At 35.5% G+C, this 26,962-nt stretch carries 23 protein-coding genes; 6 read left to right on the forward strand and 17 right to left on the reverse strand.

Annotated elements, in window-relative coordinates; all coding sequences use genetic code 11:
* Positions 1-586 precede the first annotated feature (586 nt).
* The gene (locus AEA09_RS11210; RefSeq protein WP_053583920.1) at positions 587-1,108 is read left to right on the forward strand and encodes a hypothetical protein; all 522 of its coding nucleotides are present in this window, start codon (positions 587-589) and stop codon (positions 1,106-1,108) included.
* Positions 1,109-1,233: 125 nt separating this feature from the next.
* On the opposite strand, the gene AEA09_RS11215 is transcribed toward AEA09_RS11210, so the two are convergent.
* From AEA09_RS11215 to AEA09_RS11245, 7 genes are all read right to left on the reverse strand, one after another.
* Positions 1,234-1,665, reverse strand: coding sequence for a TetR-like C-terminal domain-containing protein (locus tag AEA09_RS11215; protein ID WP_245622831.1), 432 nt, complete (start codon positions 1,663-1,665; stop codon positions 1,234-1,236).
* Positions 1,666-1,894: 229 nt separating this feature from the next.
* Positions 1,895-2,926, reverse strand: coding sequence for a serine hydrolase domain-containing protein (locus AEA09_RS11220; protein ID WP_053583922.1), 1,032 nt, complete (start codon positions 2,924-2,926; stop codon positions 1,895-1,897).
* Between the two features lie 468 nt (positions 2,927-3,394).
* Positions 3,395-3,904 (reverse strand): QueT transporter family protein, encoded by a 510-nt coding sequence (locus AEA09_RS11225; protein ID WP_053583923.1) that lies wholly within the window; start codon positions 3,902-3,904, stop codon positions 3,395-3,397.
* Positions 3,905-4,057: 153 nt separating this feature from the next.
* A complete protein-coding gene (locus tag AEA09_RS11230) occupies positions 4,058-4,813 on the reverse strand; it encodes a 3-oxoacyl-ACP reductase (RefSeq protein ID WP_053583924.1) in 756 nt (251 codons plus the stop codon).
* Positions 4,814-4,864: 51 nt separating this feature from the next.
* Positions 4,865-5,086 carry a DUF2829 domain-containing protein gene (locus AEA09_RS11235; protein WP_053583925.1) on the reverse strand — a complete coding sequence of 74 codons (222 nt, stop codon included), beginning with the start codon at positions 5,084-5,086 and terminating at the stop codon, positions 4,865-4,867.
* 91 nt (positions 5,087-5,177) lie between these two features.
* Positions 5,178-6,485, reverse strand: coding sequence for a sensor histidine kinase (locus AEA09_RS11240; RefSeq protein ID WP_053583926.1), 1,308 nt, complete (start codon positions 6,483-6,485; stop codon positions 5,178-5,180).
* A gap of 341 nt (positions 6,486-6,826) precedes the next feature.
* Positions 6,827-7,054, reverse strand: coding sequence for a DUF1540 domain-containing protein (locus AEA09_RS11245; protein ID WP_053583927.1), 228 nt, complete (start codon positions 7,052-7,054; stop codon positions 6,827-6,829).
* Between the two features lie 442 nt (positions 7,055-7,496).
* On the opposite strand from AEA09_RS11245, the gene AEA09_RS11250 reads away from it, so the two are divergent.
* Positions 7,497-7,913 carry an MFS transporter gene (locus AEA09_RS11250; RefSeq protein ID WP_053583928.1) on the forward strand — a complete coding sequence of 139 codons (417 nt, stop codon included), beginning with the start codon at positions 7,497-7,499 and terminating at the stop codon, positions 7,911-7,913.
* 312 nt (positions 7,914-8,225) lie between these two features.
* On the opposite strand, the gene AEA09_RS11255 is transcribed toward AEA09_RS11250, so the two are convergent.
* From AEA09_RS11255 to AEA09_RS11265, 3 genes are all read right to left on the reverse strand, one after another.
* Positions 8,226-9,665 carry a GntP family permease gene (locus AEA09_RS11255; protein WP_053583929.1) on the reverse strand — a complete coding sequence of 480 codons (1,440 nt, stop codon included), beginning with the start codon at positions 9,663-9,665 and terminating at the stop codon, positions 8,226-8,228.
* Between the two features lie 171 nt (positions 9,666-9,836).
* Positions 9,837-10,613: a 3-hydroxybutyrate dehydrogenase gene (locus AEA09_RS11260; RefSeq protein ID WP_053583930.1), complete on the reverse strand. Its 777-nt coding sequence runs from the start codon at positions 10,611-10,613 to the stop codon at positions 9,837-9,839.
* Between the two features lie 177 nt (positions 10,614-10,790).
* On the reverse strand, positions 10,791-12,077 hold the full coding sequence (locus AEA09_RS11265) for a GntP family permease (RefSeq protein WP_053583931.1): 1,287 nt from the start codon (positions 12,075-12,077) through the stop codon (positions 10,791-10,793).
* Between the two features lie 334 nt (positions 12,078-12,411).
* Here AEA09_RS11265 and AEA09_RS11270 point away from each other — a divergent pair, with 334 nt between their 5' ends.
* Positions 12,412-13,296, forward strand: a complete 885-nt coding sequence (locus AEA09_RS11270; protein WP_053583932.1) for a LysR family transcriptional regulator — start codon at positions 12,412-12,414, stop codon at positions 13,294-13,296.
* A 178-nt stretch (positions 13,297-13,474) separates the two neighbouring features.
* Here the strand turns inward: AEA09_RS11270 and AEA09_RS11275 are convergent, their stop codons facing one another.
* The 3 genes from AEA09_RS11275 to AEA09_RS11285 all read right to left on the reverse strand — a co-directional run bounded on the left by AEA09_RS11275 (position 13,475) and on the right by AEA09_RS11285 (position 17,270).
* Complete coding sequence (locus tag AEA09_RS11275) at positions 13,475-14,776, reverse strand: CitMHS family transporter (RefSeq protein ID WP_053583933.1); 1,302 nt, start codon at positions 14,774-14,776, stop codon at positions 13,475-13,477.
* A 173-nt stretch (positions 14,777-14,949) separates the two neighbouring features.
* The gene (locus AEA09_RS11280) at positions 14,950-15,660 is read right to left on the reverse strand and encodes a response regulator (protein ID WP_245622832.1); all 711 of its coding nucleotides are present in this window, start codon (positions 15,658-15,660) and stop codon (positions 14,950-14,952) included.
* The gene (locus tag AEA09_RS11285) at positions 15,657-17,270 is read right to left on the reverse strand and encodes an ATP-binding protein (RefSeq protein WP_245622833.1); all 1,614 of its coding nucleotides are present in this window, start codon (positions 17,268-17,270) and stop codon (positions 15,657-15,659) included. Before AEA09_RS11285 ends, AEA09_RS11280 begins: the two co-directional genes overlap by 4 nt.
* Positions 17,271-17,861: 591 nt before the next feature.
* Between AEA09_RS11285 and AEA09_RS11290 the strand changes: the two genes are divergently transcribed.
* Positions 17,862-19,850, forward strand: coding sequence for an alkaline phosphatase family protein (locus AEA09_RS11290; RefSeq protein ID WP_053583934.1), 1,989 nt, complete (start codon positions 17,862-17,864; stop codon positions 19,848-19,850).
* A 444-nt stretch (positions 19,851-20,294) separates the two neighbouring features.
* Here AEA09_RS11290 and AEA09_RS11295 read toward each other — a convergent pair whose 3' ends face one another.
* From AEA09_RS11295 to AEA09_RS11305, 3 genes are all read right to left on the reverse strand, one after another.
* A complete protein-coding gene (locus AEA09_RS11295; RefSeq protein ID WP_053583935.1) occupies positions 20,295-21,260 on the reverse strand; it encodes a quinone oxidoreductase family protein in 966 nt (321 codons plus the stop codon).
* Between the two features lie 280 nt (positions 21,261-21,540).
* Positions 21,541-22,200 (reverse strand): reverse transcriptase-like protein, encoded by a 660-nt coding sequence (locus tag AEA09_RS11300; protein ID WP_053583936.1) that lies wholly within the window; start codon positions 22,198-22,200, stop codon positions 21,541-21,543.
* Between the two features lie 313 nt (positions 22,201-22,513).
* Positions 22,514-23,959: a DEAD/DEAH box helicase gene (locus AEA09_RS11305; RefSeq protein WP_053584694.1), complete on the reverse strand. Its 1,446-nt coding sequence runs from the start codon at positions 23,957-23,959 to the stop codon at positions 22,514-22,516.
* A 562-nt stretch (positions 23,960-24,521) separates the two neighbouring features.
* Here AEA09_RS11305 and AEA09_RS11310 point away from each other — a divergent pair.
* Both AEA09_RS11310 and AEA09_RS11315 read left to right on the forward strand, forming a co-directional pair.
* Positions 24,522-24,845, forward strand: coding sequence for a DUF5658 family protein (locus tag AEA09_RS11310; protein ID WP_053583937.1), 324 nt, complete (start codon positions 24,522-24,524; stop codon positions 24,843-24,845).
* A 242-nt stretch (positions 24,846-25,087) separates the two neighbouring features.
* Positions 25,088-25,705 (forward strand): HAD-IA family hydrolase, encoded by a 618-nt coding sequence (locus AEA09_RS11315; RefSeq protein ID WP_053583938.1) that lies wholly within the window; start codon positions 25,088-25,090, stop codon positions 25,703-25,705.
* A 66-nt stretch (positions 25,706-25,771) separates the two neighbouring features.
* Here the strand turns inward: AEA09_RS11315 and AEA09_RS11320 are convergent, their stop codons facing one another.
* Positions 25,772-26,764: a VanW family protein gene (locus AEA09_RS11320; RefSeq protein ID WP_053584695.1), complete on the reverse strand. Its 993-nt coding sequence runs from the start codon at positions 26,762-26,764 to the stop codon at positions 25,772-25,774.
* Between the last annotated feature and the right edge of the window lie 198 nt (positions 26,765-26,962).

The raw sequence follows: 26,962 nt of genomic DNA on the forward strand, positions 1-26,962 counted from the left end.
CCACATGGATAAAATACGTGAAAGACTTTCAGGTTTTAGGACTATTTTTTAAAAAAATTTAAACACAAGGTTCATGGACTTAAAAGATTACTACTAGTCAACTGTCATCAAGCACCTCCAATAAAATAAACAAATAAAGCGCTTACAAAATCTTCGGAGTACAATTTCGATTCCTTCCTCCTCTCTGAATCTTAATAGTTAATGATACCAATCTATCAATATAAACGTTACCCACAGAATGAAGGGAAATTAATAATGCATTTTATCATTTTGGTGGAAGGTTTTCATTTATATTTATAAAATCGGTTGCAAAAGCCGATTCTACTATCCCTACAAAAGATGAAATAAGTAATCTCGAAAATTGCCGCAACAAAATGGTAAAGGGAGAACACTTGGTATATCAAGCATTCTCCTTCTTTTGTTTTCATTAAAGTTCAGAAATATATGACCTCACTTACTTGTGATGCGATTCTCTGTAACTGGTCTAATTGCGGTTATTAAAAATTATTGGAATCATATATCATTTTCAATTATACTGTTTGATAATTACTCACATTCTAATAAAGAAGGTAGGATAGGAAAACTGATGATTATTAGTGCTGAAATAACGGAACAACCAATAGCTGGTCAATTTGATGAAATAATTTATGAAGTTTCTTCCCCAACTACGATTGATTGGACATGGGTAAAGTTTGAAGATGAAAATTATTATGAATGGTATGGTCAATTTAGAGGATTACCAAAATCCATCGCTTTATCTACCAAACATAATAAAGTTTTAATTCTTACTTCCGATTATTTAATTGAAATCGATTGTATTAGCAAGAAAATGACTTCATTTGAATCAATTTATGAAGAGCAGAAAATCTATCAAGATTTAACGGTAACACCTGATGGCGATTTTATTATAGCTGACTATTATTCTATCGAATTAGTTGGTGCATTGTTGGATGAACGACAAACAATCGAAAGTCCAAAGCCGATGGATATGATTAAATTTAACGGGTGGATCGATAACCACCTACAAATTAGCTGCCTAGAATTCCCTACAAACATCAAAATAAAGTTAGAACTCGATACCAATAGCATGAAAATTCATGAAAAATAAAATCCGATTCATAGAAGTATTATGAATCGGATTTTTGATAAATTTTCAACCTCGCATACTTATGATACGGTTCACCGTATCATACCCTTAGTAAGGATACAAAACTATCATCCGAATCTTTTCTTCTATTGCATATATTCATCTTCATTAATAGCAACTGCATGAATACCCTCTATAAACGTATTTATGAGGATTGAATAGCTTTTATTGATATCAAGTGGCATCCCGAATCCGCCCATCTGTTCAATAGAAGTGAAGCCATGAAGAATACTCCGTAAACCTCTTATCATATGAATCGCCATTTCTTCCTTCAAATTATAGGCTTGTAGTACTTGAACAACAAGGTGCACGATAGATTCCTGGGCTTGTTGCAATTCTTTGTCGTTCGCATCTGGAAAACGAGTGCTCGCTTCATACAGCCCCGGATGCATCCGTACAAATTGTATATATGCATTACTAATTTTCCGAATGGCGTCATCACCTGAGCGTCCCACCGCAGCTTGAAGCAAGTGTTCATGTAGTTTTTTTACTCCTTGAATAGCTAACTTCTGTTTCAATCCATTTAAACCATCGAGATGGTTATATAACGAAGGTGGCCGTACTTCTAATTTTTCTGCTAATAAGCCTATTGAAAGTTGATCTAATATTTCTATTTTGCTTCTTCACATATTGCAGATGAAGCATGAGTTCAGAATTCATCATGGATTAACAGGTCAATCAGAAGCCTCTCTAAAAACGCCCAGTTGGAATGGAAATTGCCCTCAACTTTTGGTGATGAACCCTAAATTAATCAAAATTCTTTATGACCTTCCCTATTAAGCCAGCCGCTACACTATGTCCTGTAATTTGATTGACCGTCCCTGTAAAATAAAGATCTTTTTTAGGATAATAAAAAGCAAAAGCCCCCGACTGTCCCCAGTGTCCGATTAATCCGTTTTTGAAAGACAATATGGATATCGGCTGTTTAGCTATTCCTACTCCATAATAAAATTGTCCAGGTATCAGCAGGAAATTCCAGTTATTCATTAACTCTTTAAAATCACTTTTTGGAAAGAAATGTCCGTCGAAAAATGCTTTTAAAAATAGCATCGATTCTTTTGCTGTCGATACAATACCACCTTCTGATGGGATCGATGCCATGTACTCGGGAATATGAAGTTGTTTTGACTTATAATTCAAAGGGATCGGTTTTGAGTCATTCACATCTTCGTAAACATAGGTATGTTGTAGCTTTAAATCGTCAAAAATAAATTCTTTGAATACCTCTTGAGTCGTTTTTCCAGTAATACTTTTAATGATTTCACCTAAGAGTTTATAGTTCGTGTCAGAATAATGCACCTTACCTTTTTGTCCAGGTTTAAATTTTGCCTTCATTTGTTTGACAGATTGAAGTGTTCTCTCAAGAGGCCAAGATTGATCCTTTCCATTAGCAAGTTCTAAAAAAACTTCAGAAGTAAAATAATCTGGTATCCCCGAAGTATTAGACATTAGGTGTTTAATAGTAATTTCATTTGAGTAATCTTGATCTTTTAATATATGAAGACGTCTAATATCATTTTCCAGAAGATATTTTGAAATTGCATCATCTAAATGTACCTGATTTTCCGCCCTTAACTTCAACATGATTGCTGTAATATATAATTTCGTTACACTCGCAATAAAGTATGGATCTTCTTCTTTTATATTCCCAGCACCACTAACATTTGAAAAAGAGTTATCCCCTTTTTCTACGCATAAAACTGCTCCGGTTATATTCCTTTTCTTGATGGCCTGTGCTATAAGCTCATTAAGAATCGGCGGATTTATTGCTTTTCCCATCCTAAATCGCCTCTCTCCAAAAGAGTATTTTTCAAATGAAGTTTTTACTACATATTACTTTCTAGATATATGTATTTATGATTATAAAAACAACCGTGCTTATCCACATAAACATGTTTGTTCGATTAAGCGGTGACAAAATGCCAATCCAGCAAATTAAAGCTAAGCTAAATGCTACATCGCCAAAGAAAATGGAAGGTGGCCTAAGCCTAGCTTTTTTCTATATGATTTTTCAACATTAACCCTCAACGTAGGCGTAAAATTCAATAGTAAATTTCTTAGAAAACAAAAAAAGATAGTAGGGAAACTCCTCTACTATCTTTTCTAACTTTAGTTATTTTATTTTATAGTTTCTGAAAAAAAACTAGTACATTCACCATTGTGTTAAGTGCTGCGAACACTTCTTCATACGTTTTTTACACTTCCACTTATGTGAATGTCGCAGTTTTCACCTCGGCGTAATGGATATTATTTCGATAAATCGATTTTTTTATTTAATAAATATATAGTTACTCCACCAACAGTCATTGACAACAACTCCCCGATTCCAACCGTAAACCAAGTTGCCCAAAATGGAAGATCAAAAAGAATTGTTAATTGCCCTGCAACTGTGAACATTGATAAAGCAAAAATCAATGCGGTCAAAACCATTTTCAAAATGTCATTTGTCATATTTTTAGTTAGGCTTCTACAAAGAATTAATACAAGAAATGTCGAAATCCCACCGATTGGTACGTCTAGTAGCCAAGTTGGTGACATGAGATTTGCGAGGATTACGCCCAACGTCACGGCCACTATATACCGCTTATTGTACAATGCCAGATAGTTGAACATCTCCGACAAACGTAGTTGTACTGCTCCAAAACTAATGACCGACAACAAAACAGTTACGGCCACATAAAGGGCTGCAACAAGTGCTGTCTTTGTAAGCTCACTGACAGAAGTACGAGATGAGTCTTTTAAAACAGATGTATTCAATTTTCATTCTCCTTTGTAAAATAGCATCATGGCTATTTTAGTAATAACTACGACCAAAGGAAGAGAGCCTATCGCCCTATCTGAAGTGCCGTAGTGCAAGCTAAATTTTGCTTACTTGCGTATTATAGCAGAAAAATTTAACAAGAAACAATATTATTTTGCAATCCAACCACCATCAATCGGTACAACAGCCCCGTGCATATAATCAGCTGCCTTACTCGCTAAATAAAGTGTTAAACTTGCCACTTCACTTGGTTGTGCCCAACGACCCGCAGGTGTTTCTTTAGCAACCCATTTTGCGATTTCGCCATCTCCTTCAAAATCAGCCTTATTCATTGGCGTTTGGATGGCTCCAGGTGCAATCGCATTGGCGCGAATACCTTCACGACAATAATCTAAATCTAACTGTTTCGTATAACCAACAATCGCATGCTTAGAAGCTGTATACGCAGCACCACCACCACCGGCAACAAGCCCTGCAATGGATGCCATATTCACGATTACACCCGATTTTCGTTTTAACATATGCGGTAAAACTGTATTCGTCACAAAATAGGTACCCTTTACATTAGTATTCATGATTTTATCCCAAAGCACTTCATCTGTATCAAGCGTTTTCGCGAAGCCATCTAAAACGCCTGCGGTATTGAGTAATATATCGACTTGCTTGAATGTTGCCACCGCTCCTTCAAACGCTTGCTCCACATCAGCTTTACTGCATACACTTCCTACCCTGTATGTAAAACGTTCACGATATTGTTGTTGTAGATTGATTAACCCCCGCTCATCCATATCAAAAGCAAATACATTTGCGCCATTTTCTAAAAAAGCAATGGCTTGCGCCTGCCCAATACCAGAAGCAGCCCCCGTTACAAATACCGTCTTGCCTACGTACTCTTCAAATTTCATAACATCTCTCCTCCATGCAAAAAGCCCATGATTGCTCATGAGCTTTTACGCTTACTCTACTATTATCCAATCTTCTGCTAACAAGTCACAAACTGTCGGTGTGAACATTGTGTAGCCCTCACCACGTACATTTATTAAAAAATAGGGATTCAAGTTCTCGCCATCATGTGTGCTTTGTCCAACAAGCTTCACGTACAACTCGGCTCCGCCCCATCCTTTACGAATCACTTTCTCGCCAGCTTTTAAGCGTGGTAAAACCTCTTCAAACGTCATTTATACTCATCCTTTATCTCAGTCATATCAAGTATTCTTTATCGAAAGAAGTATACTGGATTTTTAGAACGTTTACAACTCTCGCTCAATTTCACTTTAGTGGAATTTTCACAATAGCTGTTGTCTCTAAATCACTGGTTGAGTTAATGGTGATTTTCCCATTATATTTATCCACAACTTCTCTCACGATAAATAAACCTTGCCCTCTTATTTTCCCTTGTTCTGCTCTTTTTGTTGAATACCCTTGTTTAAAAATTTGTTCTTTTTCTATAATCTTCGGTCCTGTATTCATTATTTTAAATACATAGTGTGTATTAAATGCTGTACAGCAGATCGTTATTTTCCGTTCTCCTTCAGGTAATTCAATTGTTGCATCAATGGCATTATCAATTAAATTCGATAAAATTTTGATTAAATCAGTTGTTTTTATTTTATTGAATGTATCTCGAGAAATTGTAAAATTCATATCTATAATATAATTTTGTGCGGCCAATTTCTTTGTTTGCAATAATATAGACAGCCCTGGATGATCTATATTTAATTTTAGTGATTCAATTGCACGAACTTCTTTTGACAGTGATGCTAAATATTCCTGAGCTCGTACAGATTCACCCAATTGGAGAAGCCCGTGTAAAACTTGAATATGATTGGTAAAATCATGTCTTAAAGAGGAAACCGAGGTGATTAATGTTTTAATTTCTGCTTGGTAAATATCTTCAGTAACACCTACCTCTTTTGCCACTTCTTTTCGATACCATCTTTGCAAAAAGAAAAATGTTCCTATTACAACCAAAATAACTACACCATTAAAGACGAAAAGTAGAAAATTATTTTCTAGTACTTTGCCTTTGATTTCATTTAGTGTATCGGCACCAATATCGATACCTATGTATCCGATCACCTTCCCTGCTTCACCCTTTATCGGTGCTCCAACAGAAAGATATGAACCAAAATGGGGATCTTCAATTACGCCTGTTACATATGTATTTCCTTCATAGGCTCTTTTGACCTGAGCCTCGGGTACTGTACAAACCTCCCCAATGATAAACCTGTTATTTAATTCATTGGGTACTCCAGCTATCATTACTTTCGATTGCTTAGGATTATCAATTTCCAATGTATACACACTTAAAGCACCTAGTTTTTTTCTTGCATCATTTAAGTGGTTACTTATTTGCCAATAATACGCATCTTTAACTTTTGTACCTAAGAAATGCTGGTAGGTGTCTATATCGATTGTTGATGCAATCGCAATAGCTGCTTCAAGACTTTGGTTTGCAATTGACTCTTCAATCGTCTTTTTCGTCCTCACATAAGATGTAAAAACATTTAAACTTGTAAACGATAATATTAAGACAGTTGATAACACTAAAATTAATTTTATTTTATAATTTTTCATACAAACTGGTACTTCCTCATCTTTTTTATTTAAAAGGTGGATAATTACATAAATCATCCGAATTTCATATATAGCATTCATTTGCTAATGAAACGAAAGTAATTTTTTCTACCAATACTATTATACTATAACTAAATTCAGAATGACTTGTTTATGATTATTTCAAATTCTTTTAAAGATAACCGTTCTCTTTGAAAAAACTCTTTTGTCATGAACTTTTTTTATACTCCGATGATGAGAAGGTTAAGCGTTTTTTAGCGATTTTTAAATTCATTTCTAATGAAAAAAAAGTATAGGCAAAAACAGCCTATACTTTCAAACCACTTACCCCAAAAGCCAAATTATTTTCGACTTTTTTCTTTTGACATGAACGTCTTACAGCACGTGTCTGAAGACTGATTGGCTTCTTCAGACACACTGCGGAAATCAAAATCAGAAGCAAACTCTGCATTTTTTTTGTTATTTGGGCGGAAATCCATTTTGATTTCAATTTTGTCGGCTCCACAAATATTTCCTTTTGCATGGAAAACACAATTTGATACAGTACAGTTCACTTCTACATTTGGCATAGCTCTCCTCCTCAGTAATTTGATAGCCTTGAAAAGTATAAAAAGGTAATCCGTTACCTCATCCATACTCCTCATAATGTATTTTGTCCATATCGAGGATTATTATTTTTAAGCAAAATAAGCTTTTGTTGATTTTAAGCAAACGCAAAAAAGAGCAATAGTCAAATGAGTTTTCTCATTTCATTTGACTATTGCTTTTTTATTTTTCTACAAACATAGAAATAATCATCTCAAAGGAATATACAAGCGTTGTGTTGATATGGTATTTGGGGATATGGGTTAATGAAGGGGTATTTTTGCTTGTTAATTCATGTGGAAATACTATAGATAGAAGTGGAGAAAAACAAATAAATCTTACATCACAGCAGAAAAAACGCTTCTTACTTTATTGTTTATTGGTTCAATTTCATGTTTAGATAAAAGTATGATGGGCTTGACAGTAATGGCCTTTGCATCGGCAGCAGCTGGTATTATACTTCGAAAGTATTTCACCGGTAAAGAGAAATACTTTGTTTTCTTATCTTGCGTCTTAACTGCAGTAGGTTTAATGGCGTTTATAACTAGTAGTAACCTTATCTTAATGATTGCTTTCTTATATATCGTAACTACTTTATCTATGTTTACATTTACTGCATTTTTATCATTACCATACCAACTAATTCCATCTTCTCTTATCGGCTCATCTTATGCAGTAATCAATATTGGTGCCTTCATTGGTGGCATCATTTCTCCAATTATTATTGGGAATCTTGTAACAATTGCTGGTGGATCCTTCTTTACGGGATTTATCGTTATGGCAGTTGCCATGGTTATATGTGGGTTGACACCTGCTTTATTAAAAACAGGAGAAAAAGTTTAAAAACGATTGGATAGTATATCCAATCGTTTTTTCTATTTCTGTATTGAATATCTTCAATCGACTGTCTCTGATAAGCAATTAGCTCTTTTCAAACTTTAAAATTAATGGATAGCCATTTGAGATAATTTATGTGCCTCTTGATGTAAAAAATTCGAGCTATGCGAACTAGGCTTACTTCGACGGACCCAAGAATCTGAATCCAATGTACTTAGTGACGTAACGTATAAGAGCGGAAAATTGTCCTAAAAAGAAAAACATATCCGATTTCATTAATAAAACCCCATTACTATATCTGCATTTAAATATAGTAATTTAAACAATACCAAACCACGTATAGAGACCAATGACGACTAAAACAGCCAATGATTTAATGATGGTAATCATAAAAATGTCGCCATATGATTGTCTGTGTGTTAAACCTGTAACAGCTAGTAAGGTAATTACTGCACCGTTATGAGGAAGCGTATCCATACCGCCAGAGGCCATCGCGATAACGCGGTGCATCACTTCAGGTGATATATTCGCCAGTGCAATTGCCTTATTGTATTGATCAGCCATGGCACTTAATGCAATTCCCATACCTCCAGATGCAGATCCTGTTATACCTGCTAGTGTGCTAGTGGTAAATGCACCATTGACAAGTGGGTTCGAAAATAATCCAGATATGCCATCACTTATTTTAGTGAATCCAGGAAGAGCTGCGATAATTCCACCAAAACCGTATTCAGAACCAGTATTCATGACGGCAAGTAGTGATCCACCAATACTGTTATTTAGCCCTTCTTTCATGTTTTTCGATACACGTTTCCAATCATAGGCGAGAGCTGTTAGTATTCCGACAACTAACGCTATTTCAACTGCCCAGATAGCAGTGTTTGCAGCGACATCAACTGAATATTGCGCTAGTCCAATTGACGAAAAGTCAAATCCATTTGGATACCATTTCGGGATAGCCTTTGTCAGATAATTATTCATAAATGCTACTAGAACAAGCGGAACAAACGCTAAAATCTGTCTAAAAACAGATTGATTGGAACTTAAATCAGAGCCAATTTCTTCATTGTTTTGAGATTTCTCTTCTTCAACAGCAGCAGACTTATCCTCTTCAAATCCATAGTAACCTTCTCCCGCTTTTTTGGCTTGCCTCTTTCTCATTTCTAAGTATGCTAAACCAACGAATAAAACAAAAAGAGCGCCAATGATCCCGAGTATTGGTGCAGCATAAATGTCTGTACCAAAGAATGATGTAGGAATCACGTTTTGTATTTGAGGAGTTCCCGGTAAAGCATCCATGGTGAATGTAAATGCTCCAAGTGCAATAGTAGCAGGCATAAGTCTTTTAGGAATATCAGCTTGCTTAAATAATTGAACAGCAAAAGGGTAAATGGCAAAAACCACTACAAATAAACTTACCCCACTATAAGTTAAAATTGCACCCAATATAACAATCGTCAACATAGCTTGTTTAGCACCAAGCAATCGAACAATTGTCTTGGCAATCGATTCGGCAATACCTGACATTTCAATGATTTTCCCAAAAACTGCACCTAATAAAAAGACAGGGAAATATTTTTTTATAAAAACTACAACATTCTCCATAAATACACCGGAGTAAAAAGGTAACACATTCCCCGGATCAACAAGGAAAACAGCTAATAAGGCAGCGATCGGTGCAAATAAAATAACAGAGTAACCACGATAGGCGGCAAACATTAAAAATCCAAGTGCAAATAATATAATTACTAAATCCATTAGTATTCCCCTTGTATAGTTTAATTATCAATTCTCCAATATCCCTCTATAAACAACTGTTTTTTAAATTGTTGATTGTAGAGAAAAACGCTAAAAATGAACCTCTCTATCAATCACATTAATTGATAGTGGGGTTCATCTTAATTATTCTACTTATTTTCTTTTATGATTTTATTGAGCTGTGTAACCGCCGTCAATTACAACAGCTTGTCCTGTTACACTTTTAGCTTTATCGCTTGCTAAGAACAAAGCATAATCAGCAATTTCACTAACATCTAATAATTTCTTTTGAGGAACCATAGGAAGAAGAACTTCAGCTAACACATCTTCTACAGGAACATTACGCGTTTTTGCTAAGTCTGCCATTTGTCCACGAACAAGTGGAGTATCTACATAGCCAGGGCATAATGCGTTAACAGTAATACCGTGTTCTGCACCTTCTAATGCAGCAACCTTTGTTAAACCTATAACACCGTGTTTAGCACTGTTATATGCCGCTTTACCCGCAAATCCAACTAAACCATTAATAGAAGCAATATTAATAATTCGGCCGAACCCCTGCTCTTTCATAATTGGGAAAACCGTTTTCGTAATAATGAAAGGAGCAATCAACATAATTTTTTGCATTAATTCGAATTTTTCTGTTGGGAAATCTTCTAATGGTGATACGTGTTGTAATCCCGCATTATTAATGACAATATCTACTGTTCCAAATGTTTCTTTCGCTACTTGTACTAAGTTTTGTAGATCCTCTTCTTTTGTAACATCGGCTTTAATTCCGATTGATGCGTAACCTAATTTTTTCAAAGATTCAGCAGATTCATTTACCATTTCTTCATTAATGTCAGAAAGGACCACTTTTGCTCCGTTTTCTGCAAAGTGTTTACCAATTTCAAATCCAATACCACGAGCAGAGCCTGTAATAATAACTACTTTATTTTCAACCATAATAAATTCCTCCTAATTTTAAGTAACCATTTTTTTGATGCTAGTAATCTACTACGTTATGATAGAATCGCGCGCGATCCTACATAAACAAGAGATCCGAAAAACATCTATAACTTTCAGTACCTGTCGCAATGTTACCACTGCGCTTCGGTACACAAAAATTCTTTTTTGAGTAAGTTAAACTAATCCAACTGCCCCCATAATTACGCCAACAACCAATGCAATTGAAGGGATTAAGAAAGCGACCATAAATACGTCTTTATAAGTTTCTTTATAAGTCAGTCCCGTAACCGCGACTAATGTTAACAACGCACCATTATTCGGGAATATAGACGCACCTGAAGCAACAGCGGCAATTCTGTGTAACGCATCAGGACTAATGCCAGTTGCTTGTGCGACATTGTAAAAAGTATCCCCTAGCGTCGTTAGTGCAATCCCCATACCGCCTGAAGCAGAGCCAGTAATGATCGCCATAATTTGTACGGAAAGGGCTTCAGCAACTAATGGATTATCAGAGATATTAAGTAACCAAGTTGTAATGGTATCAAATGCAGGTACCACTGCTATAACTGCACCAAAACCAACAGCAGCACTGGTATTAAGGATCGCCATAACTGACCCTTTCCCACCCTCGTTAATAGAGAATATAAATTTTTTATAATCCCTAAAATTTAAAATCATGATACTTAAAATACCAAGTAATAAAGCATATATTGCTTCTACTTTCACAACATTTAGAAGTATAACAACGACAACAAGAGGTATTAAAGATAAGATCCAGTTTGGAATTTTTTCTTCGTCCTCTGTATCCGCCAAAGAATCCGCATTTGGTTCTGTATATACGTCTCCTTTTGCAGAAAAGGCCTTCGCTCTATAAGCTAACCAAAGATATCCACCAACTGCCATAATCAAAGTTGTTACAATCCCAATAATCGGTCCAGAAGTTGGGGAAGTATGGAAGTAATCCATTGGTATCAAGTTTTGAATTTGTGGCGTACCTGGCACGGATGTCATAGTAAATGTAAAGGCTCCAAGAGCAAACGTTGGTACAAGTAATTTTCTTGTAATGTTTGCCTCACGGAATAATTGAAGTGCAATCGGATAAATTGCAAATACAACTACAAATAGACTAACGCCTCCGTATGTCAATAATGCTGCTGCAATTAATACGCCAAGAATTGCTCTCTTTTTGCCTATTAACTGCGTTACCTTTCTAGCAACTGATTTAGCTGCACCCGTTTCTTCCATCAATTTACCAAAAACTGCCCCTAATAAGAAAATAGGAAACCATTTCTGAACAAATCCAACCAAACCAGTCATATAGGTACCTGTATATGCTTCAAAAACATCTAACCCGCTCATTAATGCTACAACACCAGCAGCCAATGGTGCTACCCAAATAATAGACCATCCTAAATAGGCTAAAGCCATTAATAAAACTAAACCTACAACTATACTTAACAAGAATATCACCTCTTTCAATTTAATCTAAATAATTTCAGGAATCGCTTATGTTCACTCGTGTTACATCTTTAACGAAGCGGAAATACTAAAGTAAGAAGTCGACATAATTTAGACAAAAATAAGTAATTATTATACCGGAATATTATTGTATAAATTTACAAAATCTCTTATTTTATTCCGTTTTCCATTAATTCGAGCATAAAAACATTATATAAAGTGGTGCTATCCGAAATAATTATTATTCTTAAATATTTTACTTTGAAAAAATTTAATTGTAAAATGACTAAAAGTCATATTATTTATGAATAAATGGAATAAATTAAGGGGGATATCTATGGAGTTACGAGATTTAAAATCATTTATTGAAGTCGCTAATCATAAAAGTTTTACGAATGCCGCCGACCATTCTTATTTAACGCAATCTTCTTTAAGTAAAGCTATCAAAAAACTTGAAAATGAGCTCGGCGTCGAATTATTTGATCGATCAACAAGACACTTATTCCTTACAGATGCTGGAGAAGTTGTGTACCAGCAAAGTCAAAAGGCATTTGCTGTATTGACTGAAATGAATTTACTCTTAGATGATCTCAGAAACGTAACTACTGGTGAAATTAAAATAGGTATCCCACCTCTTATTGGCACTTTATTTTTCCCTAAAATCGCTAACGATTTTTATAAATATTATCCAAATGTATCTCTCAAGTTGGTGGAACAAGGTGCCAAGCTTATTGGTCGACTTGTCGAGGATGCACAGATAGATGTTGGCATAGTAGTATTACCAGCTAATGAGGAAAAATTAAATATCTCCCCATTTATACAAGACGATTTCGTTTTATTCCTCCACAAGGATCACAAACTGGCTCAAAGGACTAGCGTCACGTTGAACGAATTAAAAAACGAAAAATTCATTTTATTCACAAAAGATTTTACGTTACATGATTACATCATTCAGACATGCGAAAGAAGTGGATTCACTCCTTCCATCTCTTATCAGAGTTCGCAATGGGATTTGATTATTGAGCTTGTTTCATCAAAACTAGGCATTACTTTACTTCCTAAATCGATTTATAAAAAACAAAATAACAAAAATATTAAAATCGTTGAAATAGACAACTCTGCTTTGTGTTGGAAAATTGGTATCATTACAAAGAAAGATGCCTACCAATCGTTTGCATTAAAAGAATTTTTAAAAATGCTTAACAAAGGATTTGAACTTTAGAAATAATAAGGTTCCAGACGCATTGATTATCCACTATTTTTAAAGTGGGAAGTTGATCTCCGCTACAGGAGCTCGCTTTCCGTGGGTTTGACTTCATTCTCCTCATCATCCAAAAGCAAAAAAATGCAATTCGAGTTGAAATCGAATTGCATTTTTATATTTTGGGGGCAGCCCCTCTTCAAGATCCAATCGAGATAACACCAAAAACTAAGGCGGCAATCGTCATAACAGTTACTGTGCCGAAAGCCCATTTCATAGCAAATTTCTGCAAATCTCCAAACTCTGTGCCGACTAATCCAATCATTAAATGCGCAGCAGCTACTAGTGGACTAAGTACGTGTACAGGCTGTCCTATTAACGCTGCACGTCCAATTTCTGCTGCACTAATCCCATAAGCTTCAGCGGTTTGTGCCAAAATTGGCAGAACCCCAAAGTAAAAGGCATTATTAGACATGAAAAAGGTAAATGGTGCACTTAAGAAAGCAACGATAATCGCTAAATAAGGTCCTAATGCAGGCGGAATAACCGCTACTAACGTTTGCGCCATCGCATCGATCATTTCTGTTCCAGACATAATACCAGAGAAAATCCCAGCTGCAATAACAATTGAAACTACTGCCAAAGCATTCCTAGAGTGTGAAAGTAATCGTTCCTGCTGTAATTTTAAATCTGGATAATTCACTAATAGTGCAATTGCCAACGCAATCATAAATAAAAGACCTAATGACATAAAATCTAAAATTAAACAGACCATCAATGTAATCGTTAAAGCTAAGTTAAACCAGACTAATTTTGGTCGTTTATAAGCTAACGTCCCTGTTAAACTTTCATCTACTTTTACAGTTTCAGAGTCATCCAACTCAATTACTCCGATTCGTTTACGCTCCATCATCCCTAATAAGAAGGCCGCTACAACAACCCATACAAGTCCAATTGCCATAATTGGAATCATAGGAATGAATATTTCTGAAGAATCTAAACCTAGAGAAGCCATGGCCATCGCAGAAGCTCCTCCCCAAGGAGTCATATTCATAACCCCCATAGAAAGCATCGCTGTTGTAGCTAATACTAAACGATTCATCCCTAATCTCTTATATAACGGCAATAAAGAGGAAACTGTAATGATATATGTAGTTGTTCCATCACCATCTAGTGCAACCATCATCGATAAAATAGCTGTCCCTACGACAATCTTTAACGGATCTCCCTTTACTAACTTCAAAATCGTTTTAATTAACGGGTCAAATAACCCAGTATCAATCATAATCCCAAAGTATAAAATCGCGAATAAAATCATAATCGCTGTCATAGCTACATTCTCTACGCCAGCCTCCATCATTGGTCCTAAATCTGTGAAAAAACCACCTATAATAGCGAAAATAATCGGTACAATCATTATAGCTACTAATGCCGATAGGCGCTTCGCCATAATTAAATACATGAATACCGCTACCATAGCAAATCCTAAAAATGATAACATACATGCCACTCCATTCATTGACAAACATTTTTGAAAACGTTTTATTTTTAAATATTATCACTTTTTTGATAAATTAATAAATTATCAATATATTATTTATAATTTTTATTATCACCATTTTTTTCATATTTTTTACGCGCGAAAAAAAACAGCAATAATGAGTATTTACTCATTTATTGCTGTTTTATGCTCTTATACTTTCTTTCAGGTCTCCCTACATTACCGTAATCATTTTCTACTTCCATCTCATCTAAGGAAACTAGATATTCTAAATAGCGTCGCATTGTTGAATAGCTGATGCCAACTATTTGACTTAATTCATCTACACTTACACTTGTTTCCAATACTTGTGTATGATTTCTTACTAATTTTAATGTATGTTTATCAATTCCCTTTGGATATGATGCTTTTTTCTCCACTTGCTCAGGTACATCCTTTTGATTTGATTGAAATAATAGGTCGACATGCTCCTGATTTATACTATTATTTTTATGCAAATTTTCTCGAACGGTTTTAAATTTATTTAAAGTCGCAACCAGTTTATCAATAATAATTGGCTTAATAAGATATCCAAAAGCTCCGCCACGAATAGCTTCACTTACAGTTTCTGTATCATTAGCTGCTGTAATCATAATGACATCAATTCCTCGATATTTTTTACGAATTTCCCGTAAAAGTTCGATCCCATTCATGTCTGGTAAAAAAACGTCCAATAAAATTAAATGTGGTTGAATCATATTTAACATTTGTAAAGTCTGAGTGCCCGAACTTGTTGTAGCAATAACATGAAATCCTTCTAATTGATTTGTAAAATGCTTATAAATATTTACGGCATCCAAATCATCTTCAACAATGATTACATTAATCGTTGTATCATCTATCATTCTAGCCCCTCCTTTTGAACCCAAATTTCTTGCGGAATAACAATCGTAAATCGTGCTCCTCCAAGCTCACTTTTATCAATATATATTTGCCCATTTAAGACTTCGAGTGCATTTTTTACAATTGCCAAACCTAAACCGTGATTTTCACCTTGTTTTGACGTAAATCCTGTTTGAAAAATATGTTTTTCTAATTCAACAGGAACCCCTGGACCGTTATCTTCAATATCAAAAATAATGTCCTTCCCTAAGTCCGTAAATGATACCTTTACTTGAGCGTCTTGCCCACTATGTAATCTCGCCGCTTCCACCGCATTCTCTATAACATTTCCAATAATAGGAACAAAATGGTTTGATTTCACTTCATCGAACACAGAATCTAATCGACTTTCCTCATCAATCACTAGTTGCACATGTAACTCCTTCGCACGATTGACTTTTCCTAATAAACACGCTGCAATTAAAGGATCCTTCACCGATGTCATTAAAAAAGAAATAATATCCTGTCGTTCGCTTACTTCATTGGACACAATTTTTAACGCGCGATCATATTGCTGAAGCATTAACAAACCGTAAATCGTATTCAACTTGTTTAGAAATTCATGATTTTGAGCTCGCATATTTTCTGTGAATTCATTTATTTTAGAGAATTCATTTGTTAGTTGCTTAATTTCTGACAGTGGACGAATCGTCAAAACAATTCCTTTGACACGATTATGATCTGAAATAGGTGATGCATCAAGTACGTATAAATTTTTATCAATTAATAGCTTTTTGTTCGTTTGAGATTGATTTGATTCAATCACTTCATCAATATATAAGTTCAATCTCTCCTCCTTAAATATAGAATCAACCATCAACGACTTACTATAAAATAATTCCCTGGCCCGTTTATTCATTGACGTAATTTTCTTATCCGTATTCACTGTAATCGTTGCATCAGTAATTGATTCAAGTGTCGCCTCTTTTTCTTTAAACATAAAAGAAATTTCCTCAGGCTCTAAACCAAATGTCAGTTTTTTTAACCGTCGAGCAATTAGAATGGCACCGCTAAATCCTATAATCAATGGAATAATTGCTAGCTGAAATAGTTTTTGATGATAATCGCCTATTTGTTTTTCTACGTTGTTAATTAAAAATCCAACTGAAGACACACCTATGATTTCCCCTTGCTCATTAAAAATAGGCGCCTTTGCTTTAATCGCTTCTCCTGATATACCTTTTCCACTATAGATGATCGGTTCTCTCTCTTGGAAAACAGGCTCATTACTTGTAGCTGTAGGTTTTCCGATATTTTCGGGGTTGGGATGGGAGTAACGAATGCTCTGTCGATTCGCAATCGTCACATAGTCTGCATCAGTCGTGCGCTGAATTTGCTCCGAAATCCTTTGAATGGCCAGAGACGGATTTTCATCATCAAAAGCTTCGATAATCTCCTCATTTTGCGCAGCGAGCTCCGCCACAATCAACGCCTGCTCCCCCATATACTGTTTAACTAGATTATCTAACATAAAAGAAAAGAGCACACTCACCAATATTGTACTAATAAGAATCACCACAATAATTAGTAAAGTCATTTGCGTTAATAAATTCCTTTTAAAATACTTTCTCAAAACAGCTATTTCCTCCACTTCCTTATAAAAAAGTTAGGCAGTATAATCCATAAAATATGTATATAACGTGTATTCACGATAAATAAAACGATTATAGCAATTATAATCTCAAAAGCATATCTATTATTTTACTATATCAATCTCACTTATATATATAATTAATGCACTAACAATAAAGAAAAATAGCCCTACTAAATAAACTAATTAGCAAGACTGTCTCTTTAACAAATGCTAAAACCTCACTTACCTGTGTTACGGTTCACAGTAACACATCTAAATGAGGTTTTTATATCCCTGGATTCCAGCACGGTGATACTAGAGATGGTTCGTAATCACTGAAAAGTTTCATCCATTGGAAAAAGGGTAATTTATTTATGAAGGTGCTGATTGGAATGAGAAAAAACTGCTATTTTAGTAATGAATCATTTAGAGGAATTTGAATTCACCGATCCAGTAAAAACCTTTAAGGAAAAAGATTATGAAAATACTGATATAACAGCATTCTTCATTTTGAATTTTGTTCAGATTTGCCCTTTTTGGACAAACCAATTTTACTTTTGAAGAGAGATAGCGCTCAGAAAGGATAAGAAAATGAAAAAATGTTTATACGCGGGCATAATTATTCTTAATTTGTGTCTTTTTACTATAATTAATGAAGTAAAAGCTAAGGAAAATCAAGAAACAGATAGAAAGGTCATACTTATCTCTATTGATGGAATGAAAAATGACTATACTAAAAAATATGTTAAAGAGAATAAATTGCCTCATATCAAACAGATGCAAGACAACGGGGTTTCAGCAAAAAATCCTTCTACTATTACGCCTTCTCTTACAGCACCTTCACACGCAGCAATTGCCACTGGGGCTAAACCTAACCAGACCGGAATTGTAAGTAATCATTGGCACGAACCAAATACAGCTTTAGATAATGAAGAAAGTGGTTTCCAGGCGGAAATCCAAGTACCCCCATTGTGGGTAGAAGCTAGAAAACAAGGGAAAACAACAGCCACCATTGCTTTTCCAGGTGCTAATCCCAAAGAAGGAAAACAAGGCGATTACTCTATTTATGCTGGAGAAACATGGTCTCCAAGCAATTTAGAGTCGTTAACCTATATAAAATCTGCCGAATGGATTCATTCTCCCAAAAGCTTCAGTCCTTTAAAGGAAACCGAATTCTCCATTAAAATGAAAAATGAAAGGAATTGTCTCATCCACATTTTGGCGATTGACTCAACTGATGATCAAAAGCAAAACTATGACACCTTTGTATTATCTGAAGACAAAAAGGTAGATCCTAATGACTCAATTGTAAAAGGCAATCAATGGGGATCTCTTCCACTCCATATAAAAGATCATCAATCTGCTGGTTTTTGGTTCAAAATTAAAGAAGGTAACCCAGATCTTACTCATCCCGTACAATTGTACAGGACATCAGTAACTTCTAGCTTAATTAGTGGTCCTAAAGGATTTTCCGATGAGATTGAGAAGGAATTTGGTTTTTATCCGACGCAAGATGATGATAGTGCCCTTGAGAAAGGATGGATTACGAGAAAGGAATATCAGGAGATAAGCACACGATATGTTATGTGGGTCACAAAAGTTTCTCTCTATATAAAACAGAAATACGATCCTGATTTGCTAATGTTTTATACTCCCCAAATTGATCATGAACAACATAAGTATTTATTAATAGATCCTCGGCAGCCAGGATATTCACCTGAAAAGTCAAAAAAATATATGAGCTATATCGAGTGGTCGTACCAGTTGGCGGACAAGGTAGTTGGCGAAACATTGAATTCCCTAAAAGAGAATGATTATTTGTTTGTAGTCTCCGATCACGGAATGGAACCTGCCCATTCTACTCTTTCACCTAACAAAGTATTAAAAGATGCTGGGTTATTAACTGTAGATCAAAAAAATAAAATCAACTTTAAAGAATCAAAGGCATATGCCATTCCAAGTGGATCAACAGCACATGTATACATTAACTTACAAAACCGAGAAAAAGGCGGTATTGTCCCTCTCGATGAATATGAGACTGTCCGTGACCAGATTATTCAGGCCTTTAAAGGGGTAGAAGTCTCAAATAAAAGTGGAAAGGTCATTCAACATGACATAAAAGAAATCATATCAAGTATTAAAACAGACAACTTCTCGTTCAATAAGGGGCAAGAGCATATCAAAGATATTTGGAATCATCTTTTCAATCTAAAAATTCATCCTTATGAAAAAGTAATGAAAAATACAAATATAACCCTTTTGGAACATCAAAATTCAGGCGATGTTGTATTGATTGGGGCTCCTGGCTATGTTATGGGCAGCGACATTGAAAAAAATATAACTCCACCCATTGAATTGGGAACACATGGAGCAGATGGAGAAAGAAGCATGCTTAGACCTGTTTTTATGGCTACTGGGGCAGACTTTCACAAAGGGAAACAAATTAACTCCACGTCTAATTTAGATATAGCTCCTACTATTTATGATTTGCTAGAGTTAGATGTACCCTCATTTGTAGAAGGCAAAAAAATTGAAGGCATTTATAAAGATAAAAAAGCCAAAAAAATTGGGAATGATTAATGAAATCATTCCCTTCTCTATTAATTAAAAATAAACAAGGTAGTAGAGAAATCAACTTCGGTAAATAACCATTATCCTTTTTTGTAATTATAGTTTAACTTTCAAAACTTTCGCAACAAAACACAGATTCGCTACGCTCAGTCCAGGGTCTTTCGTTCGCTTGTTGCTGACGCTTCGCTTTCGCACATAAAACATCTGCTTTTCCCGCTGGAGTCGCCGACTTACGCTCCACTGAAATGTTCGTGATTTTCCCTAGATAAACTATTTATGAAATTAACTCACTCAATAAAACATAAATATACAATCTAACAAAACCGCACTTACTTATGATACGGTTCGCATCAAAATGAGGTTTCCTATATTTTCAAACGAAAGTAAAACATAGGACGGTTCTTGATTCAAAAAATGAGAACGTCTCCCTGTTCGCCCACATAGCTTATCATTTTATGGTTTTAATAAAATTTTCCCCATGCTTTTGCGGCTTTCTAGAAAATGATGCGCTTTGCGGCCATCTCGCAGTGCAAATACCGCAGGCTCAGATACTGTTACTTCCCCCTCTTCTATCCAGCGGAATAACTCGGATGAACGGGCTACTCGTTCTTCAGGGGAGGTAAGGACATTCCATAGATCCCCACCAGTCAAAGTCTTTGATGTTTCCATCAACATTCTTGGGTCAACCGGAGAAGGGTCTCCTCCTGCCATTCCAAAAAATATGACCGCTCCCCCAATGCGAGTAGCTGCAAAACTATCTTCGAGCGTGGATCCTACTGAGTCATAGACTACATCCACACCTTTTTCGTTTGTTACCTCTAAAACTTTTCCCTTCCAATCATCCGAGTATAAGATAACCGAATCTGCCCCAGCTTTCTTAGCTGCGGACGCCTTCTCTACAGAGGAAGTTAAACCAATGACCCTTCCACCAAGGAGTTTTGCAATTTGGACGAGCAACTGTCCCACGCCCCCTGCCGCCGCATGAACAAGAATTACATCATTCTCCTTAACCGCATAACTATCTTTTGTTAAATAGTGAGCAGTCAAGCCTTGTAGTAAAACGGAAGCCGCATCTTCAAATGAAATGGTCTCTGGAAGAGGAATTACCTTTTCTATCGGAACAGCCACTAGTTCCGCGTTAGAATGTGGGACATCCGCAAATGCAACACGGTCGCCAATACTTATTCCTTGAACATTAGCTCCGATCTTTTCAACGACTCCGGCCCCTTCATACCCTAAAATAAATGGGGCAATTCCAGTAAGATGATAGTTCCCTTTTCTTCTATAAATATCTGCAAAATTCAATCCAATAGCTTTCATCTTTACTAATACTTCATCAGGTCCGATAACCGGATCCGCAATTTCAAGATATTCTAGTACTTCCGGTCCTCCGAATGCGTTAAATACAAGTGCTTTCAAATGAACGACCTCCTCTTATATATTTTTCGATACATTTTAAATCATGATTGGAAATTCAAATCAGTTTCTCTTCTTTTGGAAGGATAGGGGGATAGATAAAAACCGCACTTACTTATGGCACGGTTCTCCCTATCACAAGCAGGGTCCTACTAAATTATAAATTTGTAATATATCTTTTCGCTTCGCCCATTTTTTTGAATTGCTTCATCCTCGTCGATTGAGAACTTGGCACGACCTCGAAGGAGATGTTGCGATATATAATTTCACTTATACTGTGAATTTAAAGGACAGCCATTTGAGATAATTTATGTGCTTCCTGATGTAATGAATTATTCCCATGGCGCACATGCAGAAAATGAATATCTAATTTCCTTTTAAACGCATGTACTGCTTCGTAGTATTTCTTACGTGCTCCTTGTGTTTGTTCCTTCTGTTGAATATTAATGATCCCTTCGCAATCATAAATAATATGAACTGTTTTGATATTATTACTGTAAGCCCATTCTAAAGCCCGCAAACAAGCCATCAATTCAGCACCGATATTATGTAACTTATTGAATTCATCGTCGTAAACATAGCCAAATGTTTTAAATAATGGCTCGGTTTTTAATGGTGCAAATCCAATGAATCCATATTTTCCACGACCATTTTTGTAACTACCATCTATATAAATAACGACCTCTGTATTTTTTTTAGTATTTCTCTTTTCATTATTCGCACTTGTTTCTTTTGGATTTGCTAGTGGTAATGAATTCGCCTTTAGTACAGAGGTTGCTTTATTTGTTTCTAACCATTGATAGGCCGTTTCTTCACTCGAAAACTTTTTTCCAAATGTCTTTTTCTTACCTTTTACTCTATTTTGATATTCATTAAGTGTCAGCACGATTCCCGAAAACTCCGGTCCATAGATTGCATAAATAGGTTTCTTATTTACTGTCAATTGAATAACCCCCAACTCCAATAAATTTCACTTTGCTTATTATCTATAATGTATGACCTTTGCCACGTTCAACATACGTTGCAACAGCAAATAATCGTTTAATTATTTCTTTATAACTTGAAGATAAGTTTTTCGAATAGTATAACACACCCTTAAACACATTGGGTTATTATGGAAATAGGAGGGTTTATAAGAGAGTGGAAGCGAGTTGCTGATTCAGTTTGTAGGATAAAAAATGCCGTTAGCAAGGTTCACTAACGGCATTATATTTAACATCTCATTTACTGTTGATGCGATTATTTAAAGTTACTTGTTATTTATTGGCTTCATATACTTTCAATAGTTTACCTTTGATTGTCGTATTCTTCATGTTTTTTAAGACAATCGGCCCTTTATTATTTAATATTTCTACATAAGTAAAAGTATCTGTAATTGTAATGATGCCGATATCCTCTACTGTTACACCATCGATTTTGGCAATCGTCCCAACGAAATCTATTGCTCTAAGCTTCTTTTTCTTCCCACCATTAAAATATAATTTCATGATTTGCTTGTTCAACTTTTCACTTTTCGCTTTTTTCAATGTTGGCTCAATAGTCATTTTCGCTTCAAAAGCTGCTTTCTTTTTCGAAGCCTCTTCTTCAGTTGGGGCTACTTTATTAGGAATTTTAAAACCAATATACTCCTCAATTTCACTTAAAAAACGATTTTCAAACGGTGTTACAAGCGTAATTGCTTTCCCTTGTAGACCTGCTCTTCCAGTTCTACCTGTACGATGGACATAACTTACTTTCTCTAATGGCAAATCATAGTTAATGACATGCGTGATATTATCAATATCAATCCCTCGAGCTGCTACATCTGTGGCAATTAAATAGCGGAAATCGCCTCTTTTAAAATCATTCATCACTTCAAGACGTGCATCCTGTATCATACCGCCGTGAATTTTATCGCAGCTATAGCCGAAATTGGTTAACTGCTCACATAGCGTATCCACTCTATCCTTTGTGCGGCAAAAAATGATGCAGCTATCTGGATTTTCAACAATCGTTACATTGCGTAACACAGATAGTTTTTGATTTTCTTCCACTACGTAAAGTGAATGATCGATTTTATCTGTCGTTAATCCCGTTGCCTGTATCTCTACATCCGTTGGTGTTTTCATATACTTAAGGGCTAAGTCTTTTACCTTCTCTGGCAATGTAGCTGAAAATAACATCGTCACACGGTTTTGAGGCACTTGTTTAATAATCGCTTCAACTTGTTCGATGAACCCCATATTCAACATTTCGTCTGCCTCATCAATGACAAGATAACGTACTTTGTCTAAGACAAGCGTTCCTCTTTCAATATGATCCATCATGCGTCCTGGTGTACCAACAACAACATGCGTTTTTTGCTTTAGTTCTGTTTTTTGAAAGGCAATCGGTTGTTTTCCATAAACCGCGGTTGCTTTAATACGTTTCAGTCTGCCGATATTCGTAAAATCCTCTTTTACTTGAACAGCAAGCTCTCTCGTTGGTGTTAACACTAATGCTTGAGGTTTGTTTTCAAGCCAATCAACAGCTTCACAAATCGGAATCGCATACGATGCAGTTTTCCCACTACCTGTTTGTGATTTTACAACAAGATCTGTTTTTGCCAACGCTAACGGAATGACCTTACTTTGAACTTCTGTTGGTTGTGTATATTCTAAGCTATCCAGTGCCATTATTATTTCATTACTTAATGTATAATCCTTAAATCTATTTTCACTCATCACGAAGCCTCTTTTATTTTCAATTTGCATATATTTAATTCCTAACTCAATATGAGTAAAATTACACCATAAAAATACTCAATCTATAAAAAGAATTCATCATCAAACATTGGGAGTGATTTCCGTTCCGGCTGGGCGCTTTCCGGGGGGCGTCTGATGAGCCGCTTCACTCGCAAGCTCGCTCCAGGGTCTCATCTAGGACGCTGATCCCCCAGGAGTCGCCCAGCCTCCACTCCAATCAACAAGCGTACTACTTATTAATAAGTTCTTCAAAAGAATGCATGCATAGATCCATAAATAGAATCCTGTCTTCCTTTGTAACTAGTAGTTGCGTGGAGCGAAAAGCAACTACCACTTAACCAGATGGAAATAAATTCTTGATATTTTACTCACTATGAGTTCTTAACACAGACTCTTATTATACATAGCAATGAGCATAATAACTACTCTCGGAGTTGAGGCAACTTTCTAATTATTAATCACCGGAATCCTGAATAGATAAATTATGCCATGTATATAATGCACTTGAATGTTATTTATTTTTCTAGAAAAGGACGGTAAAATGAAAAATAAACGCTTTATAATATATTGCAGTGTATTAGTTGCCCTATTAAATCTGTTTGATGGGATTGCTACTCATTATGGGTTATTGAACAATATGATTGAAGAACTAAATCCTCTTATGGATTATTTCATGGCGGTTAGTCCACTCTTATTTTTATGTATAAAAATTGTTCTTTCCATTTTAATTTTATGTGCATCCTATTGGGTTTATCAAAAAAGCAAAGTAAAATTCCAACAACTATTTCTTTATTCTTTAGTAGGTGTTTCGGTTATGTATATCGGGATTTTTTGCATGCATATTTTTTGGTTGTCTTTCCTATAACTCTGGCCAACTTTTTAGAACGGATTGTTGGATTCCTACGCTTCATGATTTGCAATGTATGTGGGGACTAATATATTTTAATAATTGTAATTTTAGAGGATAATGGTTAAATATTAAGTTTGCTCTGAAAAAAGAAAACAATTGATTCAAGACAAAAGCATGACCACTTTTTTCATTAATGAGTACTATACTAAGATATAACATCGTCGATACAACTTAATCCCAAAGGAGTACCACTTATAATGAAACATATCATTTTTGATTTTGATGGCACGCTAGCAGATTCTACAATGGTGTTTATGGCTGCGTGGAATACCCTAGCTGAAAAATATCATTATAAAAAGATAAAACTAGATGAATTAGAATCGCTGAAAAAACTATCTATCATGGAGCGTAGTAAGTTAGTGAACTTTCCCATGCATAAAATGCCCATATTTATTCCTCAATTTTATCAGTTATACCGCCAATCTATAAAAGATGTCCACCTTATTGATGGCATGAAAGATTTGCTACAAGAGATAGAAAAAAAGGGGTATAAAATTGCTATCATTTCTTCTAACGATAAAGAAAATATTTTAGCATTTTTACATGCGAACAACATAAACAACGTATCGAAAGTGCTTTGCTCTAGTCGTATTTTTGGAAAAGATAAGATTATTAAAAAATATTTGAAGGATTCAAATTTAAAAAAATCGGATGTGCTCTATGTTGGTGATGAGCATAGAGACATTGTCGCGTGTAAAAAAGTCGGCATCCCCATTATTTGGGTTGGATGGGGCTATGATTCAATTGAAGTGGTTCAATCCGAAAAACCAGACTACAAAGTATACTCGCCATCTGAAATTTTGGAAATCATTTAGTAGTGATGTAGAAAAAACACTCCCAACAGCAGGGATTCTCCTTCCCCTACTGTTGGAAGTGTTACATTATGGCGTCTTCTTCAACATCTCTTCATATTTCTCTGAAGTTCTGACCTCTACTGTCAGAAAGTCTTTACCGTAGATCGCCTGAATTAAAAAGGGAACATCACTGGTATTTTGAAATCTGAAGTCCAATCCACCATATGATACCGTGGCGTCTCTTCCTTTTGGCACATAGCCTATATCTAATGAATGGTGATGTCTTTCTACCATTTTAATAGGTACCTGATCAACTGCGTTAAATAGGGTTGAGGAGGTTTGGCAAATCCCTCCCCCTATTCCCATCACTACTTTCTTATTAATAATTTCTGGTGCAGGTTGATAGCCATTCGCCTCATCTCTTGGACCTACTACTGTATTAAAAGAGAATTGATCGCCACTTCCAACAATGACGTTATTAATAGCCTGTGCTGAAAGCTCAATATTTTTGTTTCTCCCTACATCCGAGGTGTTAAAATACGTTGTATAGGAGGCAACGACTACGTCTTCTAAGTACGGAATATCTTCTAAATAATAGCCGCTTTCTGTGACATACAAGGGCATTTCAACATTCCCACCAGTTCCTGATACAGCGAGAATTTTCTCTACCAATTCACTTTCTTTTAACAGAACCATTGGACTACCATTAATGATTTGTCCCTTTTCATCCATCCGATCTAGCACCATTCGCTGGTCATAACCAAGTTCTTTTTCAGTTCCTCTCGCTAACTCTTTCGCTAATTGTTCAATGTGCTTTTTATACGTTTTTAAGTCCTCTTCATAACCTAAGTCTTGCGGGGATAATGTATGGACAATTTCCATTGTATTTGGATCGACAATATTGACGACCTCTTGTGTATCTTCTTGTTCATAAGTAACCGGCTTCTGTATTTCCTCGATTTGTTGTTCCAATTCGCTTACTTTCTTCTCTAAAGCTTGTTCTTTCTCTGATTTCCCCTGACAACCCGCTAATCCAATTGCACATACTAGACAAAGTGTAGCCATCCATTTTCTCTTCACTACCAAACACCTACCTCTAAGGTACTTCTACAGACACATCTTATTCGTCTATACATAGTAGTGTGTTTATTTTCACTCATTTTTATTTATGACTACGAGCTTATTAATAAAATTAAACACGCTACAAAAGCTTTGATTCTCACTTTTGTAGCGTGTTATTTTTATGGATTACTCGCACGGTGCATAAATGCCACGAAT

Origin of the sequence: Lysinibacillus contaminans (assembly GCF_001278945.1) — a bacterium.
In the GTDB taxonomy this organism is placed as follows: domain Bacteria; phylum Bacillota; class Bacilli; order Bacillales_A; family Planococcaceae; genus Lysinibacillus; species Lysinibacillus contaminans.